General features: G+C 41.9%; 15 protein-coding genes, 4 tRNA genes and 1 riboswitch. Of the genes, 2 read left to right on the forward strand and 17 right to left on the reverse strand.

Translation table 11 applies throughout. The annotated features are described in order from the left end of the window. Positions 1-88: 88 nt before the first annotated feature. From ACYQ3Q_RS10885 to ACYQ3Q_RS10925, 9 genes are all read right to left on the reverse strand, one after another. Positions 89-1,729, reverse strand: a complete 1,641-nt coding sequence (locus ACYQ3Q_RS10885; protein ID WP_459928577.1) for a carbon starvation CstA family protein — start codon at positions 1,727-1,729, stop codon at positions 89-91. 11 nt (positions 1,730-1,740) lie between these two features. Then, the gene (locus ACYQ3Q_RS10890; RefSeq protein ID WP_459928578.1) at positions 1,741-2,301 is read right to left on the reverse strand and encodes a DUF8052 family protein; all 561 of its coding nucleotides are present in this window, start codon (positions 2,299-2,301) and stop codon (positions 1,741-1,743) included. Positions 2,302-2,506: 205 nt separating this feature from the next. Next, a complete protein-coding gene (locus ACYQ3Q_RS10895) occupies positions 2,507-3,658 on the reverse strand; it encodes a S1C family serine protease (RefSeq protein ID WP_459928579.1) in 1,152 nt (383 codons plus the stop codon). Between the two features lie 18 nt (positions 3,659-3,676). Next, positions 3,677-4,486, reverse strand: a complete 810-nt coding sequence (locus ACYQ3Q_RS10900) for an MBL fold metallo-hydrolase (protein WP_459928580.1) — start codon at positions 4,484-4,486, stop codon at positions 3,677-3,679. A gap of 120 nt (positions 4,487-4,606) precedes the next feature. Further along, the gene (locus ACYQ3Q_RS10905; RefSeq protein ID WP_459928581.1) at positions 4,607-5,266 is read right to left on the reverse strand and encodes a tetratricopeptide repeat protein; all 660 of its coding nucleotides are present in this window, start codon (positions 5,264-5,266) and stop codon (positions 4,607-4,609) included. An 84-nt stretch (positions 5,267-5,350) separates the two neighbouring features. After that, positions 5,351-6,841 (reverse strand): thioether cross-link-forming SCIFF peptide maturase, encoded by a 1,491-nt coding sequence (scfB, locus tag ACYQ3Q_RS10910; RefSeq protein ID WP_459928582.1) that lies wholly within the window; start codon positions 6,839-6,841, stop codon positions 5,351-5,353. Positions 6,842-6,949: 108 nt separating this feature from the next. Next, positions 6,950-7,090, reverse strand: coding sequence for a six-cysteine ranthipeptide SCIFF (gene scfA / locus ACYQ3Q_RS10915; RefSeq protein WP_014905314.1), 141 nt, complete (start codon positions 7,088-7,090; stop codon positions 6,950-6,952). Between the two features lie 313 nt (positions 7,091-7,403). Continuing rightward, positions 7,404-7,934, reverse strand: coding sequence for an RNA-guided endonuclease TnpB family protein (locus tag ACYQ3Q_RS10920; RefSeq protein WP_459928664.1), 531 nt, complete (start codon positions 7,932-7,934; stop codon positions 7,404-7,406). Further along, a complete protein-coding gene (locus ACYQ3Q_RS10925) occupies positions 7,885-8,406 on the reverse strand; it encodes a hypothetical protein (protein ID WP_459928583.1) in 522 nt (173 codons plus the stop codon). Before ACYQ3Q_RS10925 ends, ACYQ3Q_RS10920 begins: the two co-directional genes overlap by 50 nt. A gap of 516 nt (positions 8,407-8,922) precedes the next feature. Here ACYQ3Q_RS10925 and ACYQ3Q_RS10930 point away from each other — a divergent pair. Beyond that, a complete protein-coding gene (locus ACYQ3Q_RS10930; protein ID WP_459928584.1) occupies positions 8,923-10,221 on the forward strand; it encodes a magnesium transporter in 1,299 nt (432 codons plus the stop codon). Beyond that, positions 10,218-11,477: an Nramp family divalent metal transporter gene (locus ACYQ3Q_RS10935; protein ID WP_459928585.1), complete on the forward strand. Its 1,260-nt coding sequence runs from the start codon at positions 10,218-10,220 to the stop codon at positions 11,475-11,477. The genes ACYQ3Q_RS10930 and ACYQ3Q_RS10935 overlap by 4 nt, the downstream gene beginning before the upstream one ends. Position 11,478: 1 nt before the next feature. Here the strand turns inward: ACYQ3Q_RS10935 and ACYQ3Q_RS10940 are convergent, their stop codons facing one another. From ACYQ3Q_RS10940 to ACYQ3Q_RS10975, 8 genes are all read right to left on the reverse strand, one after another. After that, positions 11,479-11,655: a Spo0E family sporulation regulatory protein-aspartic acid phosphatase gene (locus ACYQ3Q_RS10940; RefSeq protein ID WP_459928586.1), complete on the reverse strand. Its 177-nt coding sequence runs from the start codon at positions 11,653-11,655 to the stop codon at positions 11,479-11,481. A gap of 339 nt (positions 11,656-11,994) precedes the next feature. After that, the gene (locus tag ACYQ3Q_RS10945) at positions 11,995-12,420 is read right to left on the reverse strand and encodes a CBS domain-containing protein (protein WP_459928587.1); all 426 of its coding nucleotides are present in this window, start codon (positions 12,418-12,420) and stop codon (positions 11,995-11,997) included. Positions 12,421-12,528: 108 nt separating this feature from the next. Beyond that, a tRNA-Gly gene (locus ACYQ3Q_RS10950) sits at positions 12,529-12,603 on the reverse strand. Positions 12,604-12,710: 107 nt separating this feature from the next. Further along, the gene (locus ACYQ3Q_RS10955; RefSeq protein WP_034141208.1) at positions 12,711-13,394 is read right to left on the reverse strand and encodes a PhoH family protein; all 684 of its coding nucleotides are present in this window, start codon (positions 13,392-13,394) and stop codon (positions 12,711-12,713) included. 254 nt (positions 13,395-13,648) lie between these two features. Further along, a tRNA-Phe gene (locus ACYQ3Q_RS10960) sits at positions 13,649-13,724 on the reverse strand. A gap of 15 nt (positions 13,725-13,739) precedes the next feature. After that, a tRNA-Glu gene (locus ACYQ3Q_RS10965) sits at positions 13,740-13,815 on the reverse strand. A gap of 395 nt (positions 13,816-14,210) precedes the next feature. Beyond that, on the reverse strand, positions 14,211-15,980 hold the full coding sequence (locus ACYQ3Q_RS10970; protein WP_459928588.1) for a methyl-accepting chemotaxis protein: 1,770 nt from the start codon (positions 15,978-15,980) through the stop codon (positions 14,211-14,213). A 144-nt stretch (positions 15,981-16,124) separates the two neighbouring features. Further along, positions 16,125-16,209: riboswitch (cyclic di-GMP riboswitch) on the reverse strand. A 250-nt stretch (positions 16,210-16,459) separates the two neighbouring features. Continuing rightward, a tRNA-Lys gene (locus tag ACYQ3Q_RS10975) sits at positions 16,460-16,536 on the reverse strand. Positions 16,537-16,577: the final 41 nt, after the last annotated feature.

Genomic DNA, 16,577 nt, shown 5'->3' on the forward strand with positions numbered 1-16,577 from the left:
CAGCGAAGCGGCATGGGGGTCTGATAGTATAAAAAAAATCCTCCCACTAAAAGTAGGAGGAAGTCTATTAATTTTCACCAGTATTACCTTATGCTTTGGCATTGGCCTGAGAAGGATTATTCGATTTCTTCAGGGATTGGACGGCGAAAGCCACTAAGACAATGGCTAAAATAAAGAGAATAACTGCCAAAATAGCGAGTGAAGCATGCCCTGCTTTAAAATTATTAATGCTGAATAGCGCTAAGGCAGTAAGAGTAACTGAAAAGATAAAGTACATGGGAATTTGGGTAAATAAGCTGCTCTTGCCGCTTTTAACTAGCCAGACAGACACTGCGAGTAGAGCCAAAGCAGCAAGCAATTGGTTAGCTGCGCCGAAAATTGGCCAAATAGTCATTCCTTGACCACTATAAGCAAGATAAGCACCCGGGATTATGGTAATTATCGTAGCAACATAACTATTTACGGAAGATTTAGTTTCGCCTTGAGGGTCTTTACTGCTGGCCATTTCAAAGAGTTCCTGGAAAATATAGCGTCCTAAGCGGGTGGCTGTATCCAATGAGGTAAGAGCGAAAGCAGAAACTACTAACGATGCGAAAACCTTGCCGGTAGCCAGAGGAATCCCCAGTGTGGCCAAGAAAGTAGCTGTACCGTTAGCAAAGACAGGAACAGCTCCGCCACCATTAGTCATAATTTCCTTATAAACATTCGGGGCCAACATTACGGCAGTTATTAATGCTACTACGGCCAGCAATGATTCAATTAACATACCGCCGAAACCAATGATCCGGGCATCAGTTTCTTTGTCCAATTGTTTAGCAGTTGTGCCAGAACCTACTAAAGAGTGAAATCCTGACAAAGCTCCACAAGCGATTGTGACAAATAATACAGGAAATAAATAATTGGATCCGACTTTAAAACCTGCATAAGCTGTCATCTGAATTGTCGGGTGGTACAGGAAAAGACCAATGACTGATCCGGCAATAAGGGCATAAAGTAAAAAAGAGTTTAAATAGTCACGTGGTTGGAGCAAAACCCAAACGGGAATAACGGAAGCGATGAAGACATAAATCATTTCCAAGGTAATCCAAGTATTAAAGGAGAGTTTAAGAGGGTACATCATTCCCAACCAAATACATACAAAAAGCAGAGCAACGCCGATTATTGTTGTAACAAACATAGGTAAGTTTTTACGATAAACACCATAACCGAAAAATAGGGCAACGACCATGAAGAGAACAGAAGCGGTTCCAGCTTGAGGGGTGGCCACAAAAGTTTTGGCAATGATAATAGCAAAAACGGCTATGACCAAAATAAGGGTTAACCAAGCAAAGACGTTAAACAACAGCTTACCGGTCTTACCCATAGTATCGTTAATAACCATGCCTATGGATTTACCTTTATGCCTAACTGAAGCTACGATCGAACCGAAGTCGTGCACAGCACCAAAAAAGATACCACCAAAAACGATCCAGAGATAAGCTGGAATCCAACCAAAGGTTGCAGCTGTAATCGGCCCGACGATCGGAGCTGCTCCGGCGATCGAAGCGAAATGGTGACCTAATAAAACCGGCGCTTTTGCCGGGACATAGTCTACACCATCTTCCATGGTATGGGCTGGAGTAGGTCTCGCAGGATCCAAGCCAAATTTGTCTGCTAACCATTTACCATACGTCAAATAAGCGACTATAAAGGCAATAATAGCAATTACAATTAATACTAATGAGTTCACAAAAAACCTCCTTACACTTTTTTAAAAGCAATGATTCTTTTGAGTTTGTTAAATCCCCTGTCTAATTGTGTTTGCTTGAAGACCGGAGTATAAAACTTCTTCACCTCCTTGCCTCTTTTATTGGTAATGACTATATTAGAAGAGGGGATTACCAGGATTAGTCGGATCTCAGCCCAACCTTCCAAAGTCAACTTGAAGTTCTTACGGTAACGAAAAGAACTAATTTGAGCTTGGAGCTGAGAATCTGGTTCTTGGTCGACAATTATTACCCCTGTTATTAAACTTTCCATATGATCAGAATGTGGTTTCACAAAATATGTAATTGAAGTTTGTAAGTACTTAATAAATTCTTGCAAAGTTTGTTCAGTGAGATCGTTGAATGATTTTAAAAAAACATACTCATAATTTTCTGCCCGCCAAAGCTTGATGCTTTTAGAGACAAAATATTTTTCATTGTGAATTTCTAGAGTTGCGAACAGATCGATCACTTGACTATGTAGGTTGATATGCTTTTTAATACTAAAATATTCAGATAACCTATTTTCAATAATATTTAAGTAAGAATTTAACACTTCTTTTTTTCCCCTTTTTAATTATTCAACAAACGTTAGTCCTGAAATATTGTTATTGAATAATTTCCCAAATATTCCTGCAGTTATATTTTAAGCCCAAAATAAATAGTTAGTCAATTATGAATTTTCAAATATTTAAAAAAGCCTGTCCTTAGGTTGCTTAACAACTTAAGTGACAGGCTTTTAGCTATATTTGGATGAGAACTTATTGCGACTTGATTTCCACCAGGGTCACTGAAACGTCCACAGTCTTATTATCCCGGAACACTGTAACCTTAACCGTGTCACCCGGTTTATACTTGAACAACTGATGAGTTAATTCCAATGAACTCTTGATAGCCTTATCATTGATCTTCGTTAAAACGTCACCGGCTCGAATTCCCGCACGTTCAGCCGGCCCGTCGGCCGTTACTCTGGATACATAAGCCCCTGCCGGCCAACCACGTTGACTGGCATATTCAGCAGTATAGCGAGGATCTATCTGAACATTAAGTCCTGGATGACTGGCATACCCTTTTTCTATCAGTTGTTTAATCGTCGGCAACGCATCAGATATCGGGATAGCAAAACCCATACCTTCAAACCCCGGTTCCTGATTCTTAGCGGAATTGATTCCAATAACCATACCTTGATAATTGACAAGAGGCCCGCCGCTATTTCCTGGATTGATGGCAGCGTCTGTTTGGATAAGGTTGAAACTTGCTTCCCCAGGAATATTCAAGATTCTATTGGTCGCCGAAACAACCCCCGTAGTCACAGAACGGGCAAATTCCTGTCCTCCGGGATTTCCAATTGCCACGACTGGTTCACCGACTTGAAGCTTTGAGGAATCCCCCAATTGTGTAGCAATTAAGTCTTTCGTATTCGAAATTTGAACCACAGCTAGATCTGTACGCTCATCTCCACCCACTAGTTTGGCATCGAGATTACGTCCATCTGCCAAACTGACCACAAGTTTTTCCGCTCCTGCAATGACATGATTGTTCGTTACAATGTAGCCATGTTCTGCATCAACAATAAAGCCTGAGCCACTTCCTACCTCAGTTAGACCGCCCCCGCCGAACAAAGCTCCTGTCGATCGAAAGTTAGCAATTCCGACAACCGCTGGTCCCGTGGCTTTGGCAATCTGAGCGACCGGAAAATTTGTCGTTCCATCGGTGACGATGGTCGGAGTCGTTGCTCCACCATTTAGAACCACTTGGGTTGAGGGTGTTTGTTGCTTATTTCCATAGATCGACGGAACCAACGCCACTGCCATGACCCCGCCTAGGATGGCGCTAATTAATGCAATTGCAAACGTTGAAAAAAAGTGGAGTCTACGCCCTGAATTTTTGTTTTGGTCATTGTAATAGCTCATGACTACCTCCCATTGCTATTATTCCATTAATCGAATGAGTTCATGCGGCGTATACCGTGGAGCAACCTGAATCTCTAGATCTGGGAACTTTTTCGAGATATTCATGTCTCGCAGGATACGCTTTACCGTGGTCAAGGCAATCTCCGGAGTATTATTTTCTGCACTCAGATGGGCTAACACAACCCGTTGGGTATTCTCTGCAACCCACTCTAAGAGACCTGCCGCTAATTGCTTATTTTCTAGATGTCCATATTTCCCGCTGATCCGTCTCTTGAGGTATGCCGGATAAGGACCATACTTTAACCGTTCTTCATCATAGTTCGCCTCGACAACTAAGGCATCGCACCCTTTCAAATGACGATGCATATCTTCAGTAATTAGTCCACTGTCTGTAGCGATTCCAACTGCCATATGTCTTTTTTCCTTTTGTTTGGGACGTAATATCTTCAATCCGTAACTTTCCCGACTATCGTGAGATGTGGGATAAAGCAAGACCTCAAGTCCCGCACAGGAAAAAGAATCTCGAACTTTGATACGCTGGTCTTCAGCAAGCTTTCCCAAGCAAGGGCCCATGACCTCCCAGAGACCATTCGTAGCATAGATAGGAATCTTTAGTTTGCGGGCAATCACTCCCACTCCTCGGATATGGTCTACATGTTCATGGGTAACCACAATCCCTTCAATTTCAGAATCCGCTATGTTTAACTCGGACAGATTATGTAACAAACTCTTCCCACTGATCCCACAATCCACCAGCAAATGTCGATGATTCTCTCCGACAAGAATTGCGTTTCCGGAACTTCCACTCGCCAAGGTTGTAAAATGCAATGACCGTTCCTCCGTTCATGATAAAGAAATTATAGCAAAAGAAAGCAAAGAGGGCGTAAAGCTTTTGTGAACATCTTGTTAACAAATTTCAAACCCTCCTTGAGAAGCACGCTGGAGAATTTATGGCAGGTTTGGGTTGGAGAGCCCCTGGTTCCCTGAAGCTTTCAGTTGGCTTTGCGCCTGATTGATCATGGCTTGGATCTGCTCTTTGTCCGAACTCTTCTGAGCTAAAGGAAGAGCTTTCTGCCACTGATTAACGGCCCCTGCCCAATCTTGCTTTGCTTGAGATAGAAAAATACCATAGTTGATCAGGCCAAACAGAAAATTAGGGTCTAGCTTTAACGCCTCTTGGTAACTTTTTTCCGCGAGTTCATAATCTTCGCTATAAAAAGCGGATGTCGCCATATCAACCATGATATTGACATCTTTTTTTGTTTTTAAAACATTCTGGTAAACCTCGACTGCATGTTTAAAGTTCTCTTGTACTTCAGTGGGGGCGACCTCTTGAGCAGCGACCCCTGCGTTATAATACTCATTTCCAAGCGAGGTTTGCAGGAGTTCATTCTCAGGGTCTTTCTTGGCCTGCTCAACCATCGCATCGATACGCAACTTCTGGGCTTGGTATCCTGCCTTAGTATTGGCAGCCAGTGGAGATGCATTCGAGCCGTAAGGTTGCTCATCTCCAGTAAAGAAGAACACAAGCAGTCCCGAACCAACCATTGCAATACTAATGAGAACAGCAAGAATTCCTGCAAAAATACGTTGTGATTTCTTCTTCAAGCAATTCGCCTCCTTGGTCATCTACTTATAAATAGTATTGTAACATGTCTTCTCAAACCATCCAACCTTTAGTCTCCAAACTACCTAACAGCGGACATCCGGAACAGGAGATAGCCTTCTGTTTTGTTGAGATTCTTTAATTTTTACATAAAGCGCCACTTCTAAACGCTTTTTCTGAAGCTCACAGCCCAGAGTATAAACGTCTGTCAGGCTTTGGGTAAAGGAAACATTCGCTGCATGGCACCCCCCACTACAGGTAAAGCGAGCCCAGCACTCTCGGCAAGACGGCTTAGAATAGATATGCGCTGAACGAAAGCTCTTAACCACCTCAGCCTTTAGTTGATGAGGGTTTTCGTCATAGAGTGACCCGAGTTTATAGTCTTCCTGTCCCACAAACTGGTGACAGGGATAAAGATCTCCCTCCGGGGAAATTGCCACATACTCATGTCCCGCTCCGCATCCAGAAAGCCGCTTATTCAAGCAAGGCCCCTGGTCCAAGGCGATATTGAAATGGAAGAAATTGAATTCTTGGTCTTGGGCACGGCGCACTAATAATTCTTCACCAAGGCGATCATAGGCTTCCCGAATTTTATTTAGATCCCCTTCCTGAAAAGCATAAGCATCCTCCGGCCCTGCCACGACGGGCTCTACTGAGATCTGTTTAATCCCTATATCCGCCATGTGTAAAACATCGCAATCAAAATCCAAATTGAAATGCGTATAGGTGCCGCGAACGTAATAATACGTTCCTAACGCATAGGGAGAACTATCTGTCCGCTTGCTTACAAACTGTTGGATGCGTTGTGTAACGTTTGCGTAACTTCCCTGACCACCGGCATTGGGCCGCATCCGATCATGCACTTCCGGGCGGCCATCAAGACTCAAGACCACACTGATCTCCTCTTGTTCGAGAAAACTTTGGACTTTGTCATCCAGTAATACTCCGTTCGTAGTCAGGGTAAATTTAATAGTTTTATGGAGAACCGCCGCTGCCTTTTTACCGTATTCGACTAAGTCCTTTACGACTCCAAAATTTAGTAATGGTTCTCCTCCAAAGAAATCAACTTCACAATGGTCCCTATGCCCCGACGACTCTATAACAAAATCAATACCCTTTTTACCCGTCTCAAGATTCATCAAAGTTCTACTTCCACCAAAGGCCCCTGTTCCCGCAAAACAATACTTGCAGCGCAAATTGCAGTCATGGGCTACATGAAGGCAGATTGCTTTGACGACCGGCTTCTCAGGGTAATTGGGCATGATCCCCTCTACCTCGTTTGAAAAAAGGCTCCCCTCCTTATAGAGTTCTTCCAGTTCCTCAAAGATCTCAGCGAGTTCTTCCTTCGTAAGAAGCGACGTTGCTGATTGATCTAGGACCCGGTAAACCTCCTCAGGAATAATAAGTTCAGCCTTCTCTTGTAAGCTTTCAATAGCCTTTAGAACCCGATATGTCCCCTCATCAAGCAAATGTAACGAACCGGAATTGACGTCATGAGCGATAAAAATATCCCCCTGACAATAACTATGAACATTTTTCTTAAGAGAATATCCCTCATGATTTAATAAATTCAGCATCTAGATCCAGACCCTCTCTTTCTTCTCTTCCCAAGCAAATAGAAACAGAACCCAACCCCAACTACGGGGTGGGTTCTGATATCCTATGTTTAACACAATGAATTAACCTTATTTAACACAAACTTGGTTACCAACCGTGCAAGAAGTCTTACAGGCAGATTGGCAAGAGGTCTGACACTTGCCACACCCTCCAGTTTTTACGGTAGAACTCAGATTAGCCTTCACAATGGTCTGAATGTGTTTTGCCATCCAAACACCCTCCTCTCAATACTCACGTCATCTAATTCATTCACGATTATAACACAAGGACAACGAGAAAGGCAAAGCCTAATATCGTTCGGTTGATTGGCCTTTAGCCACCTTGATTAATTAAAAGAAAAACAGATATAACAATTATGAATTCGCCTAAATTTAAATTATTAGCAAAAATATTGACGAATTTGCTTCATCTTACATATAATGAAGTGTACTAATTCAAATTTCTGATAGGTAGGGTGGCTAAGAAAATTCTACGCTATGCAGTGGTGAACTACTCTCCATTGAAATGGAGAGCTTCAAGATTCTAGGCGACAAATGAACATCCGTCAAACCGGTACATCTTTGGCGTGCCCAACACCACTACTGGTTGCTCAGCCCTCAGGGTTAGTTCTGAGTTCTGGGTTTCCAGATACTTTTTGGCGATATTAATTGAACCATTTACATCGGCATTTATGACTGTGCCGCAATCCTTACACACATAAAGCCCACGGTATTTGCGGTTAGACTTACGGGCGTTCTCTTGGCTCGGTATCGGCTTGCACACAGAACACGTTTGCGACGAATACTCTTCGGTAATTTTTAACACAGCGATCCTGCCTAGGGCTGCCTTATACCCGATAAGCTCCATCACTTTCCGAAACGGCCACTTGTGGAACTTCTGGTTTGTCTTGGCACTAAAGTTTTTCTCTTTCCGAATTCCAGTCAGATCACCCAAGATGATCGTTTCTACACCATGCTCAACAGCCAAATTAATCATTGCCCTAGTCATAGCATGAAGAAGATGTTTAACCTGCCAACGGCTTAAATTCCAAATTTCTAACGTGTTCGACTTCAAGTTGTAGATGGTTCGGAACATCTACATAAAGAAACGTGTTCTTAAAGTCGAATTTTTCTTTTAAATACCCTCGGAGTTGTTTAGGGATGGCAAGTCTTACCCGGTTTCCGGAAAGCACCGTAAAGCCATCTTTGAGATATTTCATGTTAAAGTTTTCCTGCTTAAATTTAGGGGGTTTCGGGTTTTCTACTCCACCAGTTTCTTTGAGTTTATAGAATGACATCCAGGCTCCGTCCAAGGTGTGTAACAACTCTTGGGCTGATTGGGAAGGCAGGTTTTTGTACCAGAAATGGTCTTTGAGCCGTTTTTTTTGCTCGTACCAATTAGGGTAGGGTACTCCCAATTCTTCAGTCCATGTTTTACGTTCATAATTAGCCACATTCCAGAGTTTCCAAGCGGCATAGGTTAAGTGCCCAAGAACAAGTGCTACATCGGATGCGGGGTTAATCACGCATGATTTTGCCAGCTTCATTATGCCCTCCTTTCGACTAACACTCAAGGTAAGAACCCTAATTGCTTCTTCAGAAATTCAGCCAATCGTCTGCATATTTCAAAGCAATCTTGAAACCCCCTTTCTTGGGCAACGTCTTGGATCACGCTACGCCTCCACTTCGGCTGTCAACACTTTTCTCTGATATTTAACCGCCCAAACAATATGAAATTTACTTTTAAAAACACGGGTTGTCCGTGATGAGATTATCATACTCATGTATATAGTATCAAAAATGCCCAGTAAATTCCAGAATTATTTGTAATATTAACCAGGCATATAGTACGAGTAAGGGAGGTCCATAACGTATGTTTATAGACCTTCTATTTGATATAAAGGTCTTTATCCACTTATGATTTCCCATATTTTAGATAACTTAAAGGAGGTGGTTATATGGATTCTGGCCCATATCATATGTGCAATCATACTTCATTTAATACTGGACGGAGTCACTTTCACAGTTGGCGCCAGACTCCGTCACTCAAAGGAGGGAAGTAAATGGCCGACCTGAAAGTTTTAGGGGAATTTTATTTCAGTCAACTGCTTAATAAACCAATTCGTGACGCCAAAGGACATCGTGTTGGGAAATTGCTGGATATTGCAATTCGCTGGGACAGTGTCTCTCCCCATGTTACAGGTATTCGATACACCAAAGGGTTACATGACCTAATTCCTATTGGATTGGTAACTTCTTGGGATCATGATGGGCTGCGTCTTGATACCAATTTTGATCTCCAACTGACATGCCCGCTGCACGAAGAAGAAACATTTATAGGCAAATGGCTATTAGATAAACAAATTATTGACTTAGAAGGCTCAAGGTTAGTGCGAGTCAATGATATCTCACTGTCTTGGGTCTCTCATGAAGATCATCAATATCTTGTTTTAGTTGCGGTGGATATCGGTGTACGCGGGCTTTTTCGCCGCTTAGGGGTTGAGTTTTTACTCAGCCGGGTCGAGAATAAATTTGTCGGCTGCCAGTATATCAAACCTTTAGAAAATCGAACCTCAGCTCTCCAACTCACTCGAGAAAAAGAACAACTACGCCAACTTCATCCAGCTGATATTGCAGACATTGTTGAAAGCATGGACTATAGACAGCGAGCTAATTTCCTCAATGCCCTTGATTCTCAACAGGCCATCGATGCCCTAGCTGAGATGGAACTGGATACCCAAGTTGAAGTTATTAATCAGATGGATGAGGAGAGAGCTTCTGATATCCTAGAAGAGATGCCTCCTGATGAAGCCGCTGATATTTTAAGTGAGCTGTCCTCTCAGAAGTCCGAGGAGCTCTTAAACTTAATGGAGTCCGAGGATGCCGAAGATGTACGAGAATTAATGCAATATGAGGAAGACACCGCTGGTTCGCTTATGACCACGGAATATATCGGCTTACCGTTTTGGCTTACTGCGGAACAAGCGATTAACGAATTAAGACGTTTAGCCCCTGACGCAGAAACTATTTATTATCTCTATGTGGTTGATGAACAGGAAACTCTGGAAGGAGTTCTGTCACTACGAGAGCTGATTATTGCTTCTCCTGAAACTACCTTAAAAGACTTGATGCATACTAAAATCTTGAAGATCTCGCCGTATGACGATCACGAAAAGCTTGCCGATCTCATCCATAAATATGGTTTATTGGCGGTGCCCGTCGTGAATTCTCAAGATCAAATCTTAGGCATCATCACAGTGGACGATGTCTTAGAATTATTAATGCCGGATCGCCCTCGCGTGGAAATTTACTCGACCTTGATTGCCCGCCGTCGCCAAGCTAAAGGAGGGCATAGTGAATGAACCTAAAAACACGTTTTACCCTGTTTTTAACCATCATGGGGCCAGGAATGGTGACAGCCTTTGCGGATAATGATGCTGGTGGAATTGCCACTTACGCTGCAGCAGGTGCTAAATACGGCTACTCACTTATTTTCGTCATGCTTATCAGCACCGTACTTTTAGCCATAGCTCAAGAAATATCTGCGCGCACAGGTGCCGTAACTGGTCGCGGACTCTCTGACTTAATTCGAGAAAACTACGGAGTGAAATGGGCATTTTTTGCGATGAGCGTTCTCATGATTGCTAACCTAGGCACGACTGCTTCTGAGTTCTCGGGGATCGCTACAAGCTTTGAAATTTTTGGTGTGAGTAAATATCTCTCCGTACCGGTCATGGCCTTCATTATTTGGTGGCTAGTCGTTAAGACAGATTATGCCAGAATGGAGAAAATCCTTCTCTTTCTATGTTTAACTTTTTTCAGTTATGTAATCTCTGGGATTATAGTCAAGCCACCCTGGCCTCAAGTCTTCATGGAATCCGTTACTCCCACATTCTCGGGTAGCCCAGCTTTTTTGCTGATGATCGTCGGAGTGATCGGAACTACGATTACCCCCTGGGGGCAGTTCTATGTCCAGTCTTCCGTGGTCGACAAAGGTATCACGGCTAAGGACTATCGTTACACACGCTGGGATGTACTAATCGGAACCTTTTTCACGGGATTTATTGCCTTCTTTATTATCGTTTCCACTGCAGCAACCCTCTTCGCCAATAATATCCCGATTGAGACTGCCAAAGATGTTGCTCTCGCGTTAAAACCATTGGCTGGAGAATATGCGAGTTTGCTATTCGGCTTTGGTTTACTCGGCGCCTCTATGTTGGCTGCGTTTGTCCTGCCCTTAAGTACCGCGTATGCGGTCTGCGAGGCCTTTGGTTTTGAACACGGAATCAGCAAATCCTTTAAAGAAGCCCCCGTATTCTTCGGTCTGTATACAGTCCTCATCGTCTTGGGATCAGCAATCGTCTTGTGGCCTGATTTGTCTTTATATCACGTTATGTTGACAACTCAAGTCGTTAACGGAATCCTTTTACCCCCCATTCTTATCTTCATGGTCCTAATAGCCAGTAAGAAAAGTATTATGGGCGATTATGTCAATTCGAAATTTTTCAATCTTATTTCCTGGACGTTCACGTTAATTTTAGTGCTTCTATCCTTACTGCTGCTTCTATCAACCTTATTCCCGGAGTTTGTCAGTCATCTATTTACATTTACAATATAGTTTAAGAGGCTATACGCATCGAATTAGTAATTAAATAATACTCATTCAATAAGCCGTCTAATCTTTGACTCATTTCAACAATGCTCGGATCTGTTAAGTCTCTATGTCTTGCGTTATCATTAAGATTCGTTCGAGCATCTTCGATTAAAAGCATCAGTAAGTCCCTATAAACGTTCAATTTGGCACCTCTTTTTTCTAATATATTATTAACGATGTCCTCTAGAGCACCCTTACTTGGAATATATTAGTATAATATTCCAAAGAAATCAAGCTGTTTTTTATTAATATATTTCATCATGAAAGACCCTTGATTTTCCCTGAATTCCAGTTAAGGTAATCTTGACTGGTTCCCAACCCTCGGCGAAGGCGACCGTCTTCATCACCTATGCTAACTTAAAATCTGACTTTCTAAAAAACAAAGGACAAACTCTATTCTATGAATGAGGTTGTCCTTTGTTAGTGATACATCGTCATTTTCACTGGGTCTGAACTCATCCAGATGGCAATAGTCACAGTCTTATGTTGTGGCCTCTGCTTTTCGCTGGATCAAGAGTTTCGAGCAGTATTCAATCATTTCCCGTCGGCGTACAATTCCTATAAAAATCTGTTGATCGTCCACGACAGGCACAAAGTTTTGTACCACCGCTCTTGAAATCAAATCTTCTATTTGAGCATCGATTGTTACCGGCAAATTCTGAACATGTTGTTCCACTTCGCTAAGGAAAATATCCTCCGTATTTTCGAAGGTGAGACCCGGTGTATTTTTAAGCTTCCACAACAAATCTCCTTCAGTGATCGTCCCAACATATTTCCCCTCACGATCAATGAGCGGGACTGCAGAATAACTGTGGTACTCCATCCTCTCTAGCGCTTGACGCATTGTTGCATTGTCTTTTAGATAGACGATGTTCTTCTTGGGTATAAGGAAAAAGGCTACATTCATTACAAATACGCTCCATTTCGTAAATTTTCAAAACAATGGGCTTATTTTCTTATATCCAGTTTCAAACAAAAAACACCGCAATCCCTTGCGATGTCTAATATTTTCTAATGGAGCGGACGACGAGATTCGAACTCGCGATCCTCGGCTTGGGAAGCCAATGCTCTACCGCTGAGCCACGTCCGCATGTATTACCAAGGGTTTTGCCCAATTAAGCCTCTTTAAGACCATCGGCTACCCTTATCCCAACAAAGAAAATTATAAGCGCAAAGATCTAATATGTCAATCTAGATTTATGGAGCTCGATAGGCATCCGCCCAATTCGCTAATTCCCCACGGAAGTTCTTCGTTAAAGTAACAATCTTGCAATAGGGCTGATCTTTAAAGTGTTCCATATACGGAACGAATCCACTTTTTGAAACAGGGATGTCAATTTGCCCCGAATGTCCAATGCAAATAATTTTACAGGAATCATGAACACGAGTTAAAATCTTCCTTAACTCTTGAATAGAAAAGTTCTGACACTCATCAATAATAATCGTCATGTCTTTAAGATTTGTCCCTCTAAGGAAGACGGGACTTTTAGGGTAACACCAAACCCCATCCATTGCTCGTTTAATACTTACTTTTCTGCGCATTGCTTCATTAGCCAATGATTCCTCATTATAAATGCACTGAGTCGGATTTTCATTAATTTCTAAGAGAGCATCCACAAGCGGTTGATAGTAAATACTTTCTTTTTCAGATTGGGTACCAGGTCTGAACCCCATAGAAGATTCTTGTACTGGATTAAAAATATAAGTTAAAGGTTTCTTAATGATTTTTGCGCAAGCGACTGCGAGAGTAGTTTTTCCTGTACCTGCTTTGGCATTCACCATTACTAACTGATTATCAAAAATAGCATTGACGTACTCACGTTGTTCAACGGTTAACCTTGGCTCAAAACCAAACAATAAGTTATTCTCTGGTAGTGGCATAGTACTCACCTAATCCTTGTCGTGTTTATTACTGCTCTAAGCAGAATCAATAAATGATCAATAATCTCACGCTCTTATTGTTTCTCTTAAATTGATTTACATTCTACAGTTTTAAGCCCTTCAGCTACAACAAAAAAAGTCCTGATTTTTCCTTGAAGGAAATCAACAGAACCAATTATATATTTAATTTTTAATAGGTAATATCTTAGGAAATGCAATAATTAGGTGCTTACACTTATTTATTAAATAATAAGTGGTGCCTCAGGACGGAATCGAACCGCCGACACGAGGATTTTCAGTCCTCTGCTCTACCGACTGAGCTACCGAGGCATAAGATAAGTTTATTGGTGACCCGTACGGGATTCGAACCCGTGTAACCGCCGTGAAAGGGCGGTGTCTTAGACCGCTTGACCAACGGGCCGCTTCAGTGGTCAGTCATCAGATGCCGGATATTAGACTTATAAAAATTCGGCTAGCTCCAAGCCTTATCGATGGAGCCTTCCTTAGTTGTATTTATAAATCTGTCTGGCCTCTGGCTTCCGATTACTGTCTGCTGAAAAAATGACACTCACAAATATGAATTTTACACTATCTTTATAACCCTGTCAATACCTTTTAATCTATCTTTGTAAATCAAGTTTTATTTATTATTGCTGCAGGATACAATTTTCTCCGAAGTCGCCTTCCCGGAAGCAATACTTTGCGACGAAGGAAACTCTACCCTTTAAATAGTGAGAATTAGAGAATGATCAAAGATCTTAAAAGACATAAGGGATAGGACCATTAAGACCAACGTTCCTATCCCTGATAGATTTGTTAGAAATTAAATTTCCTTAAGGTTCCTTGCAATTCATCAGCCATGGTTGCTAGAACTTGACTCGAAGAGGCTATTTCCTCAACGGATGCCGATTGTTCCTCTGTTGCCGCAGACACAGTCTGGGTTTGGGTCGTGATTTCTCGACTTGTCTCATAAATATCTGCAATCGATGAAACTATTCTTTCGCTCCCCACAGCCATTTGTTGGATTTCCTCAGAAATTTCCCCGATCTGTGAAGAAACCTGATTAATTAAGCTCGATATTTCATTAAAGGCTTGTCCTGCCGTTCCAGCGACCTCTGTCCCTAGTTTAACCTGATGTGTTCCCTCGTTCATCGCTAGCACTGCTTTCTGTGTGTCTTGTTGAATGCTATTAATCAGTAGTTCAATCTGTTTCGATGCTTCCTGTGATTGTTCGGCCAACTTTCGGACCTCATCAGCAACAACAGCAAAACCTCTCCCTTGCTCACCGGCTCGCGCAGCTTCGATGGCAGCGTTTAAGGCCAGAAGGTTGGTCTGGGATGCTATACCTGATATAGTATCTACGATCTGTCCGATTTCTTTAGAACGCTCGCCTAAATTCATGACCACTTCTGCAGACCCTGTCACTGTCCTTTCGATATTAACCATTTGTTGCATAGTTTTATCGATTGCCTGGCTACCCTCTGCCGCTGACAAAGCCGTTTTTTCCGAGGACCTAACTACAATTTTGGCGTTTTCCAGCATCTGCTGAATCCCCGCTGACATCTGCTCAACAATCGCCGATGTATCATTAACAGCATTTAGTTGTTTTTCTGCACCAACGGAAACCTCCATGATAGCTATCGATACTTGTTGTGACGCTTGGGCGGATTGTTCTGCCCCAGCGCTCAATTGTTGAGATGATGCTGCAACTTGAGTTGAGGACGCTGACACTTGTTGAACAAGGTTAATTAAATTGTCGGTCATAGTCCGGAAAGCTCTACCAAGATTCCCTATTTCATCTTTAGAATTATTTTCGTATTGTCCAATTCTTAAATTACCCTTGGCTATTTCATCGGCATTTGTTGCCATTTGGGCAATTTGTTTTGAGATTTTATTGCTAAGTATGGTTCCTGCCACAAGAGAAACTCCCAGGGCCAGTAAAATAGAGACAATCGTATAAATAATGCTTTGTTTAGTCTTCTTTTCATGTTCCATTTGCTTTGCTAAAACGAGTGCATCAATATCATCAACCCAGTTCCCCGTTCCAATCACCCAATTATAGGGCTCAAACAATAAGGTATAACTTCTTTTAGGTAATGCTTCCGTTTGATTTGGCTTTGCAAATCTATAATCCGTATAGCCTCCGCCTGTTTGTTTGCCGTTCGCGATAAACGCCTGAACAAAAAGTATACCCTCACTATCCTTAGCCTCATAGCGTGATTTCCCTTCAGAAGCTTCTCGCCCTAGTAGAACTACGTTCGTTCCATCGGTCGTATCTATCCAAAAATAGTTTTCTTGGTCGTAACGTAAATTTCTTACAAGATCCGCTGCCGTTTTCTTTGCCTCTTCTGGAGTATATTCGCCTTTTTTCTGCCTATCATAGATATCTTGAACTAAACTATAAGCAGTTTGGACCTCCAGTTTAACGGTCCGATCAAACTGTTCGTATAAGGTATCGCGATATTGTGTAATGTTCGCTTTTTCTGCTACTATCACATTATAAATGTTATACCCACCCAGAATAGAACCCACAATCAAAGCCGTTGTTACTAGTAATAAAATGATTCGATATTTGATTTTAGTCATTCTTTATCTCCCTTTCTCATACTCAGATTTTATTGCCACACTATAATATAAAGGTTTTCTAATTGCCCTTTTGAAGTCTAGAAAGTATACCTGATCGGTTAAAAAACAAAATCGCCCCCCAAAATAGAAAGCGAAATGTTCTAAATTGGTGGCTCGGCTATCATCACCCCAACGTGGAAGACCCGAAGCTTTGCGTCCTCAGTTTTCACTGAGTTTGCCTTTTTCAATCGCAACTTATATGCAACGAATATTTTATTCCTTTATATCGTAATGACTATAACATATATAGACTTAATTTTGAATACATTTTCTTATCTATTACAGCAAATTATTTATTATTTTCCTAAAATATACTGTTTAATACTTCCTCAAAGTTAGATAACAAAAAAACAGCAACTTAACATATTGTGCTAAATCACTGTCTTTGCTGTTTATATTATATATTGATAAGTGCTTCAACTTACCAACACTTTTTGAAATGGTGGGCCATCCGCGACTCGAACGCGGGACACCCTGATTAAAAGTCAGGTGCTCTAGCCGACTGAGCTAATGGCCCGAAAGATGTTTTTGTACCACGATTTTAGATATTACACTAGT

Source organism: Desulfosporosinus burensis, assembly GCF_054657535.1.